Origin of the sequence: Eisenbergiella sp. OF01-20 (genome assembly GCF_003478085.1) — a bacterium.
GTDB lineage: Bacteria > Bacillota > Clostridia > Lachnospirales > Lachnospiraceae > Eisenbergiella.
Map to the genome: position 1 here is coordinate 159,359 of NZ_QUES01000001.1, position 15,146 is coordinate 174,504.

General features: G+C 48.4%; 10 protein-coding genes and 1 other RNA gene. 10 read left to right on the plus strand and 1 reads right to left on the minus strand.

The features are described from left to right. Nucleotides 1-5 precede the first annotated feature (5 nt). The 6 genes from DXA36_RS00735 (at nucleotide 6) to DXA36_RS00760 (ending at nucleotide 8,435) form a co-directional block, all read left to right on the plus strand. On the plus strand, nucleotides 6-1,448 hold the full coding sequence (locus DXA36_RS00735; protein WP_118675778.1) for an FAD-dependent oxidoreductase: 1,443 nt from the start codon (nucleotides 6-8) through the stop codon (nucleotides 1,446-1,448). 181 nt (nucleotides 1,449-1,629) lie between these two features. After that, on the plus strand, nucleotides 1,630-3,315 hold the full coding sequence (locus tag DXA36_RS00740) for an extracellular solute-binding protein (protein WP_118675779.1): 1,686 nt from the start codon (nucleotides 1,630-1,632) through the stop codon (nucleotides 3,313-3,315). A gap of 98 nt (nucleotides 3,316-3,413) precedes the next feature. Next, the gene (locus tag DXA36_RS00745; protein ID WP_118675780.1) at nucleotides 3,414-4,337 is read left to right on the plus strand and encodes an ABC transporter permease; all 924 of its coding nucleotides are present in this window, start codon (nucleotides 3,414-3,416) and stop codon (nucleotides 4,335-4,337) included. Nucleotides 4,338-4,346: 9 nt separating this feature from the next. Next, nucleotides 4,347-5,231: a carbohydrate ABC transporter permease gene (locus DXA36_RS00750; protein WP_118675781.1), complete on the plus strand. Its 885-nt coding sequence runs from the start codon at nucleotides 4,347-4,349 to the stop codon at nucleotides 5,229-5,231. Nucleotides 5,232-5,274: 43 nt separating this feature from the next. Continuing rightward, nucleotides 5,275-6,900, plus strand: coding sequence for a response regulator transcription factor (locus tag DXA36_RS00755; protein ID WP_118675782.1), 1,626 nt, complete (start codon nucleotides 5,275-5,277; stop codon nucleotides 6,898-6,900). 29 nt (nucleotides 6,901-6,929) lie between these two features. Next, the gene (locus DXA36_RS00760; RefSeq protein WP_118676359.1) at nucleotides 6,930-8,435 is read left to right on the plus strand and encodes a carboxylesterase/lipase family protein; all 1,506 of its coding nucleotides are present in this window, start codon (nucleotides 6,930-6,932) and stop codon (nucleotides 8,433-8,435) included. A gap of 181 nt (nucleotides 8,436-8,616) precedes the next feature. On the opposite strand, the gene DXA36_RS00765 is transcribed toward DXA36_RS00760, so the two are convergent. Further along, nucleotides 8,617-9,987: a citrate/2-methylcitrate synthase gene (locus DXA36_RS00765; protein ID WP_118675783.1), complete on the minus strand. Its 1,371-nt coding sequence runs from the start codon at nucleotides 9,985-9,987 to the stop codon at nucleotides 8,617-8,619. 319 nt (nucleotides 9,988-10,306) lie between these two features. On the opposite strand from DXA36_RS00765, the gene deoC reads away from it, so the two are divergent. The 4 genes from deoC to ssrS all read left to right on the plus strand — a co-directional run bounded on the left by deoC (nucleotide 10,307) and on the right by ssrS (nucleotide 15,103). Then, the gene (gene deoC, locus DXA36_RS00770; protein WP_118676361.1) at nucleotides 10,307-10,969 is read left to right on the plus strand and encodes a deoxyribose-phosphate aldolase; all 663 of its coding nucleotides are present in this window, start codon (nucleotides 10,307-10,309) and stop codon (nucleotides 10,967-10,969) included. A 72-nt stretch (nucleotides 10,970-11,041) separates the two neighbouring features. Then, entirely contained in the window at nucleotides 11,042-12,838 is a 1,797-nt protein-coding gene (locus DXA36_RS00775; RefSeq protein ID WP_118675784.1) for an aminopeptidase P family protein, read from the plus strand. Nucleotides 12,839-13,162: 324 nt separating this feature from the next. Then, complete coding sequence (pckA, locus tag DXA36_RS00780; protein WP_118675785.1) at nucleotides 13,163-14,767, plus strand: phosphoenolpyruvate carboxykinase (ATP); 1,605 nt, start codon at nucleotides 13,163-13,165, stop codon at nucleotides 14,765-14,767. A 151-nt stretch (nucleotides 14,768-14,918) separates the two neighbouring features. After that, nucleotides 14,919-15,103: non-coding RNA, 6S RNA (gene ssrS / locus DXA36_RS00785), on the plus strand. Nucleotides 15,104-15,146 lie beyond the last annotated feature (43 nt).

Consider the following 15,146-nt stretch of genomic DNA (forward strand, 5'->3'; position numbering starts at 1 on the left):
TATTTATGAATCAGACGGATGTGGTGATTATCGGTGCTGGAGGAGCGGGCATGATGGCCGCGCTTACGCTGGCGAAGGCCGGCGGCAGCTGTGTGGTGTTGGAGAAGGGAAAGCATTTGTCCGTGAGCAATGCTGCCAGGGCGGGAGGCCCTTCCCTGGCGGGTACCTTGCTGCAGGAGGAGGAAAACTGTATCGTTCCGGCGGAGACACTGTTTGGACATATGTATAAATTTTCCAGAGGCACCGTGGACGGCAGCCTGCTGTATCGGTGTATCAGAAACGGAAGGAAGGCGGAGGCTCTGTTAAGGGAAAGCGGCATTAAACTGCGGCTGACGGAGGATTTATACAGCGTGGGCTTCAGGGCCAGGCATTTTTTTGATACGCCTGCGCCGCAGCGGTGGGAGTTGCTTGCAAAGAAGCTTACGGAATATGGCGGCAGAGTAGTCCTGAATGCCTGTGTGGAGGATCTTTTGACGGAAAACGGCAGGATATGCGGCGTTTCGGCCGTTGACAGGCAGCGCGGGGAGCGGACGGAATATCATGGAAAAGCGGTCATTATCGCCAGCGGCGGCTATCTGGGAAATAAAGAGATGCTGTGTAAGCATTTCGGCGAAATCACCGTAGGCCCGCTGGGCAGCCGCCTCAGCGACGGGGCGGGGATCAACATGGCGCTGAAGGCCGGGGGCATGGAGGATCGCAGCTGGGGAATCTGTGCCGGGGAGTTCGGCGGCTATCACAGCAGGATGAAAGGACGCTTCCCCGGAAATATGCGCTGGGCTATGGCCGGAGGGCTGCTGGTGGACCGGGAGGGCCGTCGTTTTATGGATGAGCAGCTGCTGGCGGATCAGCCGCTGTCCGTGGGAGGAGAAGTGACCTTGCGCGCCGGAAACTATTATGCGGTGCTGGATGAAGCTTTTTACCAGGGCATACGTTCTGCCGGGTCGGTATACGGCTTTTATGGCCGGCCGGAGGAATGGAAGACTGGAAGGTCTGCCCTTGACAGGGGACCGTGGCCTTTCCCGGAAAATCTGGAAAGGGATATCAAAGAGGGCTGGGCCTTTCGCTGTGAAAGCCTTCAGGAAGCTGCACAGCATTTTTCCCTTCCTTTTCTGGAAGAAACGGTTACGCGCTACAACGCCATGTGCGAAGCAGGAGCGGATACGGAATTCGGGAAAAGCAGCTGGCTGCTGAGGCCGGTAACAAAGGCGCCTTTTTATGTATTTGCCTACGAACCAAGCGCCTGGTGCACCATAGGCGGCGTAAAGACGGATGCCTTCTGCAGAGTGCTTGACAGAAAGCAGAAGCCCATCCCCGGGCTTTATGCGGCGGGGGTGGATAACGGAAGCTGCTACTGCGTCCCTTACTATGATACGGAAGGGGCCTGCCTGGGGCTGGCTTTTACCAGCGGAATCACTGCGGCGGAGCACATTTTGGAATATAACAGTTAAGACAGATGAACCATCACTCGGCAACAGGTCAATTTTTGAACCGGGATATCAAGAAAGTTGCATTGTTGGATTCCGTTTTCCTTTTTATACTGGCCTTAGATGAAAAACACAGCTGTATAGGCAACGGACAGCTAAAGGAAAATCAACTTCGCAGGGCGGAGGAACACAAGGAGGAAAACAGATGAAGAAGAAAATTGCGTTATTACTGGCAGCGGTGATGACCGTGAGTCTGATGACGGGCTGCGGAGGAGATTCCGGCAGTGCACAGACAGCGGGGAACAGCGAATCAGTCAGTGCTGTTTCTGTACAAGAGGCGGATCCCAGATTCAAGTATGAGGAACCGGTCACCCTGACATCTTATTTTGAAATCTCACCGGCTTTGGGAGAGTTCAATAAGGAAGACATGCTTAATAGTGTTTACTACACCAGGATGACCGAAGAAACCAACATTTCCATAGACTGGCTTTGGTATGCGGCAAACACGCCGGATGATTCCCAGCAGAAGAAGAGCGTGGCCATTGCCTCCGGCGAAATCCCGGATTTCATGATTGTCAACAGTTCCCAGCTTTCCCTGCTTGCCAAGAGCGACCTGATTAATCGGAATATCGGTGAAGTATTTAAAAAGTATGCTTCCGATGAACTGATGGCATGGACGACCGGGGAGGGACAGGCCGCGTTGGAATCCGCAACGGATAAGGGGGAAATCATTGCGATTCCGCTGGTGGATTCCTCCATTGATAAATCGCCGTTGCTGTGGATCAGAAGAGACTGGATTAAGAAGCTGGGCCTGGAAATGCCGAAGAATCTGGATGACCTGTACAACGTCATGGTTGCCTTCCGGGATCAGGATCCGGATGGAAATGGAAAAGACGATACCATTGGCATGGTATTCCACAATAATTTCCTCAGTGCCGGACTGGGTGACGGCGTAGGCGTTTTCAATGGCTTCGGCGCTTATCCCACCGCCTGGATTGAGGACGGGAACGGCGGCCTGGTATATGGCTCCGTGAAGGAGGAAAATAAGGATGCGTTAAATTTCCTGGCGAAAATGTATCAGGAAGGGCTGATTGAACAGGATTTTTCCTCCAATGATGAGGTAAAGGCTTCCGAAGCGGCGGCTTCCGGACGGGCAGGAATCCAGTACGGCCTGATGTGGAATGCAAACTGGCCTCTGAATTCCACTGTGCAGAATGACAGTGAAGCCGACTGGGTAACCCTTCCTATACCCACGGCTTTGACCGAGGAAGCAAAGCCGCAGATTTCCCTTGCTATTACAGGGTACGTTGTGGTAAACAAAAAATGTGAGCATCCGGAAGCCGTGGTGAGAATGCTGAACTTCTGGGTTGACAAGTACGGATATTCAGGAGAAGAATATAACGATTATCTGGTGAAGGATGCCAACGATGTCCTGAATTTCCCTCTCCACTGGGTAATGCTTAAAACCTGGTTCCCTTTAAAGAATCTGACAATTCATAACAATATTGCGGCGGCGCTGGAGAGCGGCGACAGCTCATCCCTGAATGCCGAGGAACTGGTAAGTTATAATGACATCCAGAATTATCTGTCGGGTGATACCGTGACCAGCTACGGCGGTATGAAGACCTTCGGCAACGACATGTCGGCTTATGATACTATGAACGAATATTATGAGAAGGATATGTTCATGTGGGATAAGTTCACCACCGGCCCCACACCGACTATGGGCCAGAAGATGTCCACCGTGACGGATAAGGTGATGGAGTATTACACCAAGGTTATCATGGGCATTGAGACTACTGACAGCTTTGATGATTTTGTTAAGGAGCTGAATTCTCTTGGGCTTGATAAAATAACGGAAGAAGTAAATGAGTGGTACGCCAACAAGTAGTCGTTTAAGGGAGTGAGGCATAAAAAGGCGTGATAGTCCGGACAACGGAACTGCTGCCAAAAGGCTTCGCTCCCTTTTTCAGAGAGAAGGGGAATTCAATGAAACAGAAAAAAAGCCTGGGTACAATTATGAAGAGGGAATGGCCTCTGCATGTGATGCTGCTGCCCGCAATCATTTTATTACTTATATTTGCCTATCTTCCTATGGTAGGTATTGTAATCGCCTTTCAGGACTTTGTCCCGTCGGGAGGGATGAAAGGGTTTTTTACCTCCGAATGGGTAGGGCTTGATAATTTCAAATATATTTTCGGCATGAAGGATTTCCGGCAGGTATTGGTGAATACACTGGTCATTGCGCTTTTGAAAATTATTGCGGGCATTGTCGTGCCTCTGATTCTGGCCCTTATGTTAAATGAAGTAAATAACAAAGTGTTCAAGAAAGCAACACAGACGATCATTTATGTTCCGTATTTCCTTTCCTGGGTGGTTCTGGGCGGTATCCTGGTGGATATTCTTTCACCTACCGGCGGTATTGTAAATACTGCGATTACGGCGCTTGGCCATGAACCTGTCTTTTTTCTGGGAAGCCTGGAGACTATCCGGGGAACCCTGGTGGCTTCCGATGTATGGAAAGGCTGTGGTTATAATATGGTCATCTTCCTGGCTGCTCTGACAGCTATCGATCAGAGCCAGTATGAGGCGGCTAAGGTGGATGGTGCAGGTTATTTGAAACAGATGCTTTATATTACTCTGCCCGGCATCCTGCCGCAGATCATTTTGGTAACGGTCCTGGGCATGGGCAATATCTTAAACGCGGGTTTTGATCAGGTATTTAATCTATACAGCCCTATCGTTTATCAGAAGGCCGATATACTGGATACCTATGTGTACCGCCTGGGTATGCTGAATCTGCAGTACAGCGTTTCCACCGCAGTGGGGCTGTTCAAATCTGTGATTTCCTTTATCCTGATCGCCACATCCTTCACCCTTGCAAAGAAATTTGCAAACTACAGAATTTTTTAGGAGGCCGTTATGAAAATAAAATCATCTCCTGCAAGAAAGTCATTTCTGGTGGTCAACTATCTTCTACTGACGCTGGTAATGTGTATCTCCCTGTTTCCGCTGATCCATGTGTTCGCTCTGTCTTTAAGCTCCAACTCCGCGGCGCAGGCGGGCTGGGTTACTATATTCCCGGTGGATTTCACGCTGGATTCCTACCAGTATATTCTGGCAAAGCCGGAATTTTTCATATCCTTCGGTGTGTCGTTGGTCAGAGTGGTGCTGGGGACCCTGCTCAGCATAGGGCTGACAATCCTGTGCGCCTATGCCATGGCCCAGCCGGATGAAAGATTTCATGCAAGAAAATACTATGTCTGGGTGTTTCTGGTGACCATGGTATTCTCCGGCGGGCTGATCCCTTTGTTTATCGTAGTGAAATCCGTGGGAATTTACAACAGCATCTGGGCGCTGATACTGCCCGGTGCAGTACAGACCTTCAACATCATTCTGATGCTGAACTTTTTCAGGGGCCTTCCCTATGCGCTGACAGAATCCGCGCTCATCGACGGGGCAAGTCACTTCCAGATCATGACGAAAATAATTGTACCGGTATCCAAGCCCTCTCTGGCGACCGTGGGCCTGTTCACCATGGTGAATCACTGGAATTCCTGGTTTGACGGCATGATATACATAAGCGATACCGCCAAGTATCCGCTGCAGACCTACCTGCGCAATGTCATCCAGTCGGTGGATATCGCCAGCATCGACCTGACCAGTGTTGGTGCCATGACAAATGTTTCCCAGAAAACCGTGACGGCGGCGCAGATTTTCGTGGCGATTATCCCTATCCTTCTTGTTTATCCGCTGCTCCAGAAATACTTTATTACCGGTATGACACTGGGAAGCGTGAAGGAGTAACCAGGCGATATTGACCAAAATACAGCAGGAGTGAGAAGAGACGATGTACAGTGTATTGATTGTTGATGATGAAAAAATGATCCGGGATGACGTATATGGCCTGCTTTCCATGGAAGAATCCCTGGAGCTTGATCTGACGACGGCGGCCAGCGGTATAGAGGCGCAGGCTTTACTGGAAAAAAGAAAAATAGATATCGTGATCATGGATATCAACATGCCGCAGATGTCAGGTCTGGAGCTGTACGATATCGTCCGGGAAAGATGGCCTTTCTGTAAGGTCATCTTTCTCACGGGCTATTCTGACTTTGACTATGTATATAAGGTACATAAGCACGCAAAGTATGTGCTGAAGGCGGAAGAAGATGAAAAGATACTGGAGGCCCTGCGGGAGTCCGTGGAAGAAATCGAGAACAGCCTTCTGCTGGAACGGCTTACGGATCTGCAGCGGGAACAGCAGAAAAAACCGCTGATCCATGAAAGAAGCATGTTTTTGCGGGAGCTTTTTGACGGCTACAGGGGGCTGTCCCAGCTGACCGGGGAGCTGTCGGTACAGCTTGGGATCGCTCTGGATCCGGAAAAAGAAGTGTACTATATCCTTCTCAGGCATGAAGCCTGGTATTGTGAGAATTACCAGGAGCAGCAGAATGCGACTCAGGACTGCTACCAGCTGCTGGAACGGTATTTTCTTGACTTCATGCACGGCGCCTTTTTTGAATATAACAAGAACTATATTGTGCTTCTTATGCAGCCTGAAAAGCTTCTTCAGGAGGGCACTATTGTAAAAATGCTGGCGGGCGCGGGAGAATTGTTTCAAAAGGCGTTGAAAAAGAACCTGGGCAGGACAGCATCTATCCTGGTGGGGGAAAGGCCTGTCACCCTGTCCCAGCTTCTGCAGGAATTTATCGGCATATGTGATCGTATGATCTGGCTGTCTGAGGAAGAGCTGGTGCAGGAGGGGCTGCAGAAGGAGGCCCTGGCCAGGGAGACACTGCCCGACAGCAAAAAGCAGGAACTTATGCAGATGCTCTGGCGGCTGGAATATTATCTGGAGGGAATGGAAGAGGAAAATACCCTGGATGTGCTGCGCCAGCTGCAGACAGAGCTTCAGAGCGTTAAGAGCATGCATGATATGTTCGCCCTGGAGGTTTACTGTACCATCAGTTCCCGGCTGATCGGGTGGATCAAGCGCCTGGATCTGCATGAGGAGCTGGCGTTTCAGATTGGCACCATGAACCTGTATAACGTGTCGCTGCATGCCAACTGGCAGGATGCCTTCGGCTACCTGCGGCATGTGGCGGAGAGCATTTTTTCCCTGAAAAACCAGAGCGTGGAAAAGCAGACAGAAGATGTGGTGAATCATGTAAAGAAGTACATTGTGGAGCATCTGGACGGAGACACATCCCTGTACAATCTGGCGGAGCAGGTACATTTCAGCCAGGAATATCTGCTGCGGATATTCAAGAAAAAAGAAGGGGTTACCATCCTTTCATATATCAATGACTTAAAGCTGGCTGCTGCCAGGCAGCTGCTTACGGATTCGCAGCTGCAGGTAAAAGAGATTGCGGATCGGCTGGGCTTTGCCAGCCAGGGCTATTTCGGGCGTTTTTTCCGCAATAAGACGGGCCTTACACCCAATGCCTACCGGGAAGCGGAAAAGAGAAAAAATTAATTATGCAAGACAATACAAGGAGAGAGGATATGGACGATTATATAGCAGAGACAGTCTCAGGAAAAGTCAGGGGGTTTGCAGAGGACGGCCAGGTTGCTTTTCTTGGAATCCCTTATGCAAAACCTCCTGTGGGAGAACTGCGTTTTAAACGGGCGGTTCCGGCGGATGCCTGGGAGGGCGTGTTGGACGCTGCAGCATACGGCCCTAAAGCGGTACAGTATAATAACGGTGTATGTGAAGGCGCGGAGGATTGCCTGACTTTAAATATCAGAAAACCCATACAGGGAGATAACCTTCCCGTGCTGGTTTATATCCACGGCGGCGGCTATAACTCCGGCTGTGCTTCCGATGAGCTGTATCACGGAAAATCCTTTGTCAGCCACGGAATTGTGTATGTCAGCTTCCAATACCGTCTGAATGTATTTGGCTTTTATGATTTTACAGGCTATCCTGGCTGTGCGGATTTTGACAGCAACTGCGGCCTTTCGGATCATATTGCCGCTATGCAGTGGATTCATGAAAATATCCGCTCTTTTGGCGGCGATCCGGAAAGGGTGACGATAGCAGGGGAGTCTGCCGGAGGAACTTCCATGATAGCGCTGATGGCCGCGCCGGGGGCAGCGGGTACTTTCAGTCAGGTAATCGCTTCCAGCGCGCTTCCGGAATGCTTTTTCACCAAAGATACGGCAAAGAAGAACATAGACCTTTTTCTGGAGGGAATGGGCTGGACGGTTAAGGATCTGCCGAAGCTGAAAGAGATCGATGCCTTTGAGGTATTGAAGGGAAATGAATATGTGGCAAAAGAACATCAGTACCGCAATCCCGGTATTTTCCTGCCTACCGTTTCCATTGACGATCTTTTGCCGGAAAGGCCACTGGAGGCGATTGCACGGGGGAGTGCGGAAGGAATCCGGCTGATGATTGGCACCAATCTTCATGAAGGGACCATGTTTGTCCGCCCGGAGCAGACGAACTTTCCCAATTCCTGGGATATGATAAAGGAAATGTTTGCGAAGAACCAAAATGAAGCGGGTTTTGAACGGATACGGGAATATTATGAAAAAGAAAATGACGGCAGCGTCAATGGAGTGGAGATGGCTTTTATCAATTTTGCCACGGATTATGCGTTTCAGATGCCTGCGGTCAGGACGGCGCAGGCTCAGAAGGGGCATGGCCCGGTATGGATGTACCGTTACGAGTTCCTTTCACAGATGGCGCGCAAAACGGGAATGCTTTGTTCCCATGCCATGGATCTGCCGTGTGATTTCAACTGTCCGGAATTCGGCTTCAGCGCATTTGTCTTTCAGGAGGAGCCGAAGGATACGGTGGATAAAATCGTCAATGATGTGCATATGCGCTGGGTGGACTTTATAAGGACAGGTGATCCCGGAAAGGACTGGCCTCAGTATGCAGGCTATGATTCCCCGGTAATGATTTATGACCGGACATCGGGAACGAGGCAGTTGGACAGGACGGAGCTGATGGACGTGTGGGGCGATATGAGGTTTTATTCCCGGGGGCAACAAGCCAGGTAGCCATGCTTGCATGGATATTTGGCGGCGGCTGTGAGGCCCCGTGTTAAACAACGGATGCCGCGCTGCACGAACCATCCTTATGTCCAATAAAAAAGCCGGCGCTTTGATAGGCGCCGGCTTTTTATCATACCGGAGTACCGCAGGGTGCGGAAAAAGGAACCGGTTTTGTTCAGGCCTGCTTTCAGGTCCTGTCCGCGAGATTGATATAATCTCTTTCTTGACATATGGTTTTGTAGGCGGGACGGATGATTTTTCCGTTGTTTGCCAGTTCTTCCATACGATGTGCGCTCCAGCCAACCATTCTGGCAATGGCAAAAATAGGAGTGTACAGTTCGGTAGGCAGTCCCAGCATGTTGTAAACAAAGCCGGAATAAAAGTCCACGTTCACGCTTACGCCCTTGTACATCTGCCTCTCCCCGGATATAACCGTGGGGGCTAGCTTTTCCACCAGATTATAAAGCTCAAATTCTTTATGAAGCCCTTTCTCTTCGGACAGCTTTTCCACGAAGCTCTTGAGTATGATAGCTCTCGGATCGGATTTGGAATAAACCGCATGGCCGACACCATAAATAAGTCCTGCATGATCAAAAGCATCTCTGCTCAGCAGGCGTTCCAGATAACGGGATACCTCTTCTTCATCGGCCCAGTCGTTCACATTCTTTTTCATGTCCTCAAACATCTGCATAACCTTGATGTTGGCACCGCCGTGACGGGGACCCTTAAGAGAACCGATGGCAGCAGCCATTACGGAGTAAGTGTCTGTCAGGGAGGATGTAACTACATGAGTGGTAAAGGAGGAGTTGTTTCCGCCGCCGTGCTCCATATGAAGAATCATGCAGATATCAAGAATTCTGGCTTCCAGTGGAGTATAAGAGCTGTCGGGGCGAAGAATGTGCAGAATGTTTTCCGCCATGGAACCTTCCGTCATGGGCTGATGGATGAAAAGGCTGTTGCCGTCGTGATAATGGCTGTAAGCCTGATAACCATAGATGGATAACATAGGGCAGAGGCTGATGAGCTGCAGGCACTGTCTGAGTACGTTAGGGAGGGAAACGTCATCCGCCCTGTCGTCATAGGAATAAAGAGTGAGAATACTCCGGGCCAGTGTGTTCATCATATCCTTGCTTGGCGCCTTCATGATAATATCCCTCACAAAGCTTGTGGGGAGGCTTCTGTAATAGATGAGCAGCTTTTCAAATTCAGCCAGTTCCTGTTTATCGGGCAGCTTGTTGAAGAGCAGCAGATATGTAACTTCCTCAAATCCGAACCGATGATCCTTGTGGAACCCTTCTACCAGGTCGTTAACCTCATAACCTCTGTAAAAAAGGTGACCGTCGCAGGGGACCGATTTTCCATCCACCATTTTCGAAGCGCGTACATCGGAAATGTTGGTAAGTCCTGCCAGGACGCCTTTTCCGTTCAGGTCGCGAAGTCCTCTTTTGACATCGTATTTTGTGAAAAGCTCGGAGTCGATGACACCTGCTTCTCTGCTTAATTCAGCCAATCGTACGATTTCAGGAGTAACATCAGAATAGCTGTTGTGTTCTTCCATTCAATCAACCACCTTTCCTCATAATTTTAGTATGCCTGCTTTCCTTTCCATCCGGTCTTTTTATGGTTTGACACGTTAAAAAAGGAAAGTAGATAATTTACATAATAACATGGATACCAATTCGAAACAAGAAAAAATGTATTTATTTAGAAATATTTAACATTTTGTTCACGATTCGGGATAGCTTTTTTGTGCGTATTGTATTACAATAATAGGCGGCTTACAGCATATTTTCAGTGCGGCAGGCCGGAGGGTGCGGAATGCATTCTCAGGATAAAAAAGGAAAGGAAGGTATATGTAAATGGATAACAGGCATTCCATGGATAAAAAAGAAATAGTAAGACATATTGACCACACCCTTTTAAAACCCTATGCTGTATGGGAGGATATCCAGACACTCTGCCAGGAGGCAGTGGAATATCAAACGGCATCGGTATGCATCCCTCCCTGCTATGTGGAACGGGTGCACGATAAATTTAAAAATCTGAATATCTGTACGGTGGTGGGTTTCCCCCTGGGATACAGCGTGACCGCCGCAAAGCTTGCGGAGGTGGAAAAGGCTCTGAAGGACGGCGCCAACGAGATTGATATGGTAGTCAATATCAGTGATGTCAAGAACCGGCAGTTCGGAAAGGTCGAAGCGGAAATACGCACACTGAAGGAGGCCTGCGGCAGCCATGTGCTGAAGGTGATAATTGAAACCTGTTTTCTTACGGAGGAAGAGAAAATCGCCATGTGCCAAGCTGTGACGAAAGCCGGGGCGGATTATATCAAGACTTCAACCGGATTCGGCACCGGCGGCGCCACCCTTGCCGACGTAAAGCTTTTCAGGGAACATATCGGGCCTTTGGTTAAGATAAAAGCGGCCGGCGGCGTAAAGAGCAGAGAGGATCTGGAAATGTTCCTGAAGGCAGGCTGTGACAGAATAGGGACATCCTCTGCGGTAGGGCTTCTGAAAGGGGAAGAAGCGGGCGATTATTAGTCATAAACCCCGCCCGCGCGAAAAGAAGCGGGGGATTCCCCGTATAAGGAAACAGAAAAGGAGAAACAGATTATGAATCAGATAATCCGAAATCGGATAGCCGCACTCCGGGAGGCGATGGAACAGGCGGGCATGGATTTTTATATGGTGCCTACCGCGGATTTCCACAATTCCGAATATGTGGATCAGTATTTTAAGGTAAGAGAGTATCTTTCCGGTTTTACCGGCTCTAACGGAACGCTGGTGGTGAGCCGGGAAGAAGCGGGGCTTTGGACGGACGGCCGCTATTTTATCCAGGCTGAAAATGAACTGGAAGGAACGGGGATCACTCTTTTCCGGATGTTGGATGAAGGGGTTCCCACAATTAAGGAATATCTTCGTGATCGGATGAAAGAGGGACAGACCCTGGGTTTTGACGGCAGGGTGGTGGATACGGCCTTTGGCGTCGGCCTGGAAAAAGTCCTGGAAGAAAAGAAGATCGTTTTTGCATACGGAAAGGATCTGGCGGATGCGGTATGGACGGACAGGCCAGCCCTTCCCAGCCATCCGGTCATGGTACTGGACGAGGACATTTGCGGCAAGAGCGCAGGGGAGAAGCTGGAAGATGTGCGCAGGGCTATGGAGAAGGAGGGGGCGGATGCCTTTCTTCTGAGCAAGCTGGATGATTTGATGTGGCTTTTCAACGTCCGCGGCGGCGATGTGGAATGTAATCCGGTGGCTCTTTCTTATGCGTATATTACCGGGAAGGAATGCTTTTTCTTTCTCCAGGAAACGGAAGTGACGGAAGCGCTCAGGGCACATGCGGTTAAATACGGTATAACGCTGAAAGGCTATGAGGAGATCGTTCCCTTCCTGCAGGACAGGAAGGATAAGGAATGTGTCCTTTACGACGGGCGCAATACCAGCTATGCGCTATACCGTACCCTCCGGGAAAAAGGGGAATGCAGGGACGGCAAGAATCCCACGGAGCTGATGAAGGCTGTTAAAAACGAAGTGGAGCTGGCCCACATGGAGCAGGTCTATCTGAAGGACAGCGCGGCGGTATGCAAGTTTATATATTGGCTGAAGAAGAACATCGGGAAAATGAAAATTACGGAGGTTACCGCAGCGCAGTATCTGGATCATCTGCGGAGTGAAATCGACGGCTTTCTGGATCTTTCCTTCCCGACCATAAGCGGATACAAAGAAAATGCGGCAATGATGCATTATGAAGCAACGGAGGATAACTGCAAGGAACTGGCGCCGGAGGGTATGCTGCTGGTGGATTCCGGCGGACAGTACATGGGCGGGACGACGGATGTGACAAGGACGATAGTACTCGGCCCCGTTTCCCCGGAAATAAAGGAACACTTTACCGCGGTTGCGGTGGGAATGCTGCAGCTGACCAATGCCAGATTCCTGTACGGCTGTACGGGAAGAAATCTGGATATCCTGGCAAGACAGCCTATGTGGGACAGGAATATCGATTATAAATGCGGTACGGGCCACGGCGTGGGTTATATCCTGAATGTTCATGAAGGCCCTCAGGGAATCCGCTGGCGCTTTACGGAGTCCCAGACGGAAGCGGTTATCGAGGCGGGGATGGATGTGACTAACGAACCCGGCGTATATATGGAAGGAAGCCACGGTATACGGACGGAAAATGTAATGGTTGCGCGCAACGGGGTGAAGAACGGTGACGGACAGTTCATGTATTTCGATACCCTGACCTATGTGCCTATCGATAGAGAGGCCATTGACGTTTCTTGTATGCAGCCGGTGGATATTGAAAGGCTGAACCGTTATCATAGGGAAGTATATGAAAAAATAGAAAAATACCTGACGGAAGAGGAACGGGAATGGTTGGCGGATGTGACCTCGCCATTATAAAGTTTTAAGATATACATCAAGAAGGAAAAGTGCACCATAAAAGTAACAATTCAGACCGATCTGAACGGTTATCTTTTGTAAACGATTGCCCTGGATCAGAGCGTGGCAAATATTGACTTTTCATTTTTTATCTTGTATAATGTACATTGATTAAAAAAGCATAACATAGTCCTTTGCCCAAAGAAAACAATACGGCATGAAAAGTTCGGCTTATTACCGATTTTAAAATTTTCAGACTTGAGTGATGTACGGATATGGGATTGTATTTTGTTTGTTTAATCGTTCCTTACTATAATATAATAAAAGAAAGAGGATGAGTGCAAAATGTCAAACATTAATTTAAGTAAGTATGGTATTAGCGGAACAACAGAGATCGTATATAATCCTTCTTATGATGATTTATTTGTAGAAGAGACAAAATCCGATTTAACTGGGTATGAAAAAGGACAGGTTAGCGAACTTGGGGCAGTCAATGTTATGACCGGTATTTATACAGGGCGTTCACCTAAAGACAAATTCATTGTTATGGATGACAATTCAAAGGACACCGTATGGTGGACCTCTGATGAGTATAAGAATGATAATCATCCTGCAAGCAAGGAAGCATGGGATACCGTTAAGAAAATTGCTCTGGATGAACTTTCCGGAAAAAGACTTTTTGTTGTAGATGCATTCTGCGGTGCGAATAAAGATACAAGAATGGCTATTCGTTTTATTGTTGAGGTTGCATGGCAGGCTCATTTCGTAAAAAATATGTTTATCCAGCCTACAGCAGAAGAACTTGTAGACTTTGAACCGGATTTTGTTGTATATAATGCTTCGAAAGCGAAAGTTGAAAATTACAAAGAACTTGGTCTTAATTCCGAGACGGCTGTAATGTTCAATATCAGCAGCCGTGAGCAGGTTATTGTAAATACATGGTATGGTGGAGAAATGAAAAAAGGAATGTTCTCCATGATGAACTATTATTTACCTCTTAAAGGTATTGCTTCCATGCATTGTTCTGCAAATACAGATATGGACGGCAAAAATACCGCTATCTTCTTTGGACTTTCAGGAACAGGAAAGACTACCCTGTCAACGGATCCTAAGCGTCTTCTTGTTGGAGATGACGAGCATGGCTGGGATGACAACGGCATATTTAATTTCGAAGGCGGCTGCTATGCCAAAGTTATTAACCTGGACAAGGAATCAGAGCCGGATATTTATAAGGCAATTAAACGTGACGCACTGTTAGAAAATGTTACGTTGAATGAAGATGGAATAATTGACTTTGATGATAAGAGCGTTACTGAGAATACACGTGTTTCTTATCCTATTGACCATATTGATAATATTGTACGTCCTGTTTCTTCCGCTCCGGCAGCGAAGGATGTTATCTTCCTGTCAGCTGATGCTTTCGGCGTTCTTCCTCCGGTATCTATTTTGACTCCGGAACAGACAAAATATTATTTCCTGTCTGGATTTACAGCAAAACTTGCAGGTACGGAGCGTGGTATAACAGAGCCTACACCGACTTTCTCCGCTTGCTTTGGACAGGCCTTTTTGGAACTGCATCCGACAAAGTATGCTGAAGAACTGGTTAAGAAAATGGAAAAGAGTGGAGCAAAGGCATATTTAGTTAATACCGGATGGAACGGCAGCGGCAAGCGTATTTCTATTCGTGACACACGTGGTATCATCGATGCCATTCTTGATGGTTCCATTGCTAAGGCATCTACCAAGACATTACCTTTCTTCAATTTTGAAATTCCTACAGAACTTCCGGGAGTGGATCCTAAGATTCTTGATCCTCGTGATACATATGCAGATGCTTCCGAATGGGAAGTTAAGGCTAAGGATCTTTCACAGCGGTTTATAAAGAATTTTGCAAAATATGAAGGCAATGAGACTGGTAAAGCTCTGGTATCCGCAGGCCCTCAGCTGTAAAACATGGATAATGATTTCCCCGGCAGTTTCTGCCGGGGTTTTTCCTTGTTTTATTATGCAGCTTACTGGTCTGAGTGAACAGTAACTGCTTTTGTGCTAGATAAGACATAAAATTACAGTTGTATTTTTCCTACAGGTTGGATATAATATAACTAACCTGAAATGTTCGATAACTCTTGTTGTTTTGAACCTACAGTTACTTTAAACGGGACTCCTACATTGCCGCGTGGATGTCAGGCCCTCATTGCGCAGGGGAAGGCAGAAGCGTCGGTTGCGGTAACCCACCTAGCAGTCAGCTAGGAGTCAAAAGACAAGAGCCGGCATTTTGGGGATACAAAAGATAAGAGCAGCCGGTATTGGCTGCTTTTTTTCAAGTGTG

What these genes read in the sequence shown, in the direction of transcription:
- DXA36_RS00765 (WP_118675783.1), bottom strand. Translation starts at nt 9,987, where the DNA reads ATGGAAGAACACAACAGCTATTCTGATGTTACTCCTGAAATCGTACGA.
- pckA (WP_118675785.1), top strand. Translation starts at nt 13,163, where the DNA reads ATGTCAAACATTAATTTAAGTAAGTATGGTATTAGCGGAACAACAGAG.
- DXA36_RS00740 (WP_118675779.1), top strand. Translation starts at nt 1,630, where the DNA reads ATGAAGAAGAAAATTGCGTTATTACTGGCAGCGGTGATGACCGTGAGT.
- DXA36_RS00735 (WP_118675778.1), top strand. Translation starts at nt 6, where the DNA reads ATGAATCAGACGGATGTGGTGATTATCGGTGCTGGAGGAGCGGGCATG.
- DXA36_RS00755 (WP_118675782.1), top strand. Translation starts at nt 5,275, where the DNA reads ATGTACAGTGTATTGATTGTTGATGATGAAAAAATGATCCGGGATGAC.
- DXA36_RS00775 (WP_118675784.1), top strand. Translation starts at nt 11,042, where the DNA reads ATGAATCAGATAATCCGAAATCGGATAGCCGCACTCCGGGAGGCGATG.
- DXA36_RS00745 (WP_118675780.1), top strand. Translation starts at nt 3,414, where the DNA reads ATGAAACAGAAAAAAAGCCTGGGTACAATTATGAAGAGGGAATGGCCT.
- DXA36_RS00750 (WP_118675781.1), top strand. Translation starts at nt 4,347, where the DNA reads ATGAAAATAAAATCATCTCCTGCAAGAAAGTCATTTCTGGTGGTCAAC.
- deoC (WP_118676361.1), top strand. Translation starts at nt 10,307, where the DNA reads ATGGATAAAAAAGAAATAGTAAGACATATTGACCACACCCTTTTAAAA.
- DXA36_RS00760 (WP_118676359.1), top strand. Translation starts at nt 6,930, where the DNA reads ATGGACGATTATATAGCAGAGACAGTCTCAGGAAAAGTCAGGGGGTTT.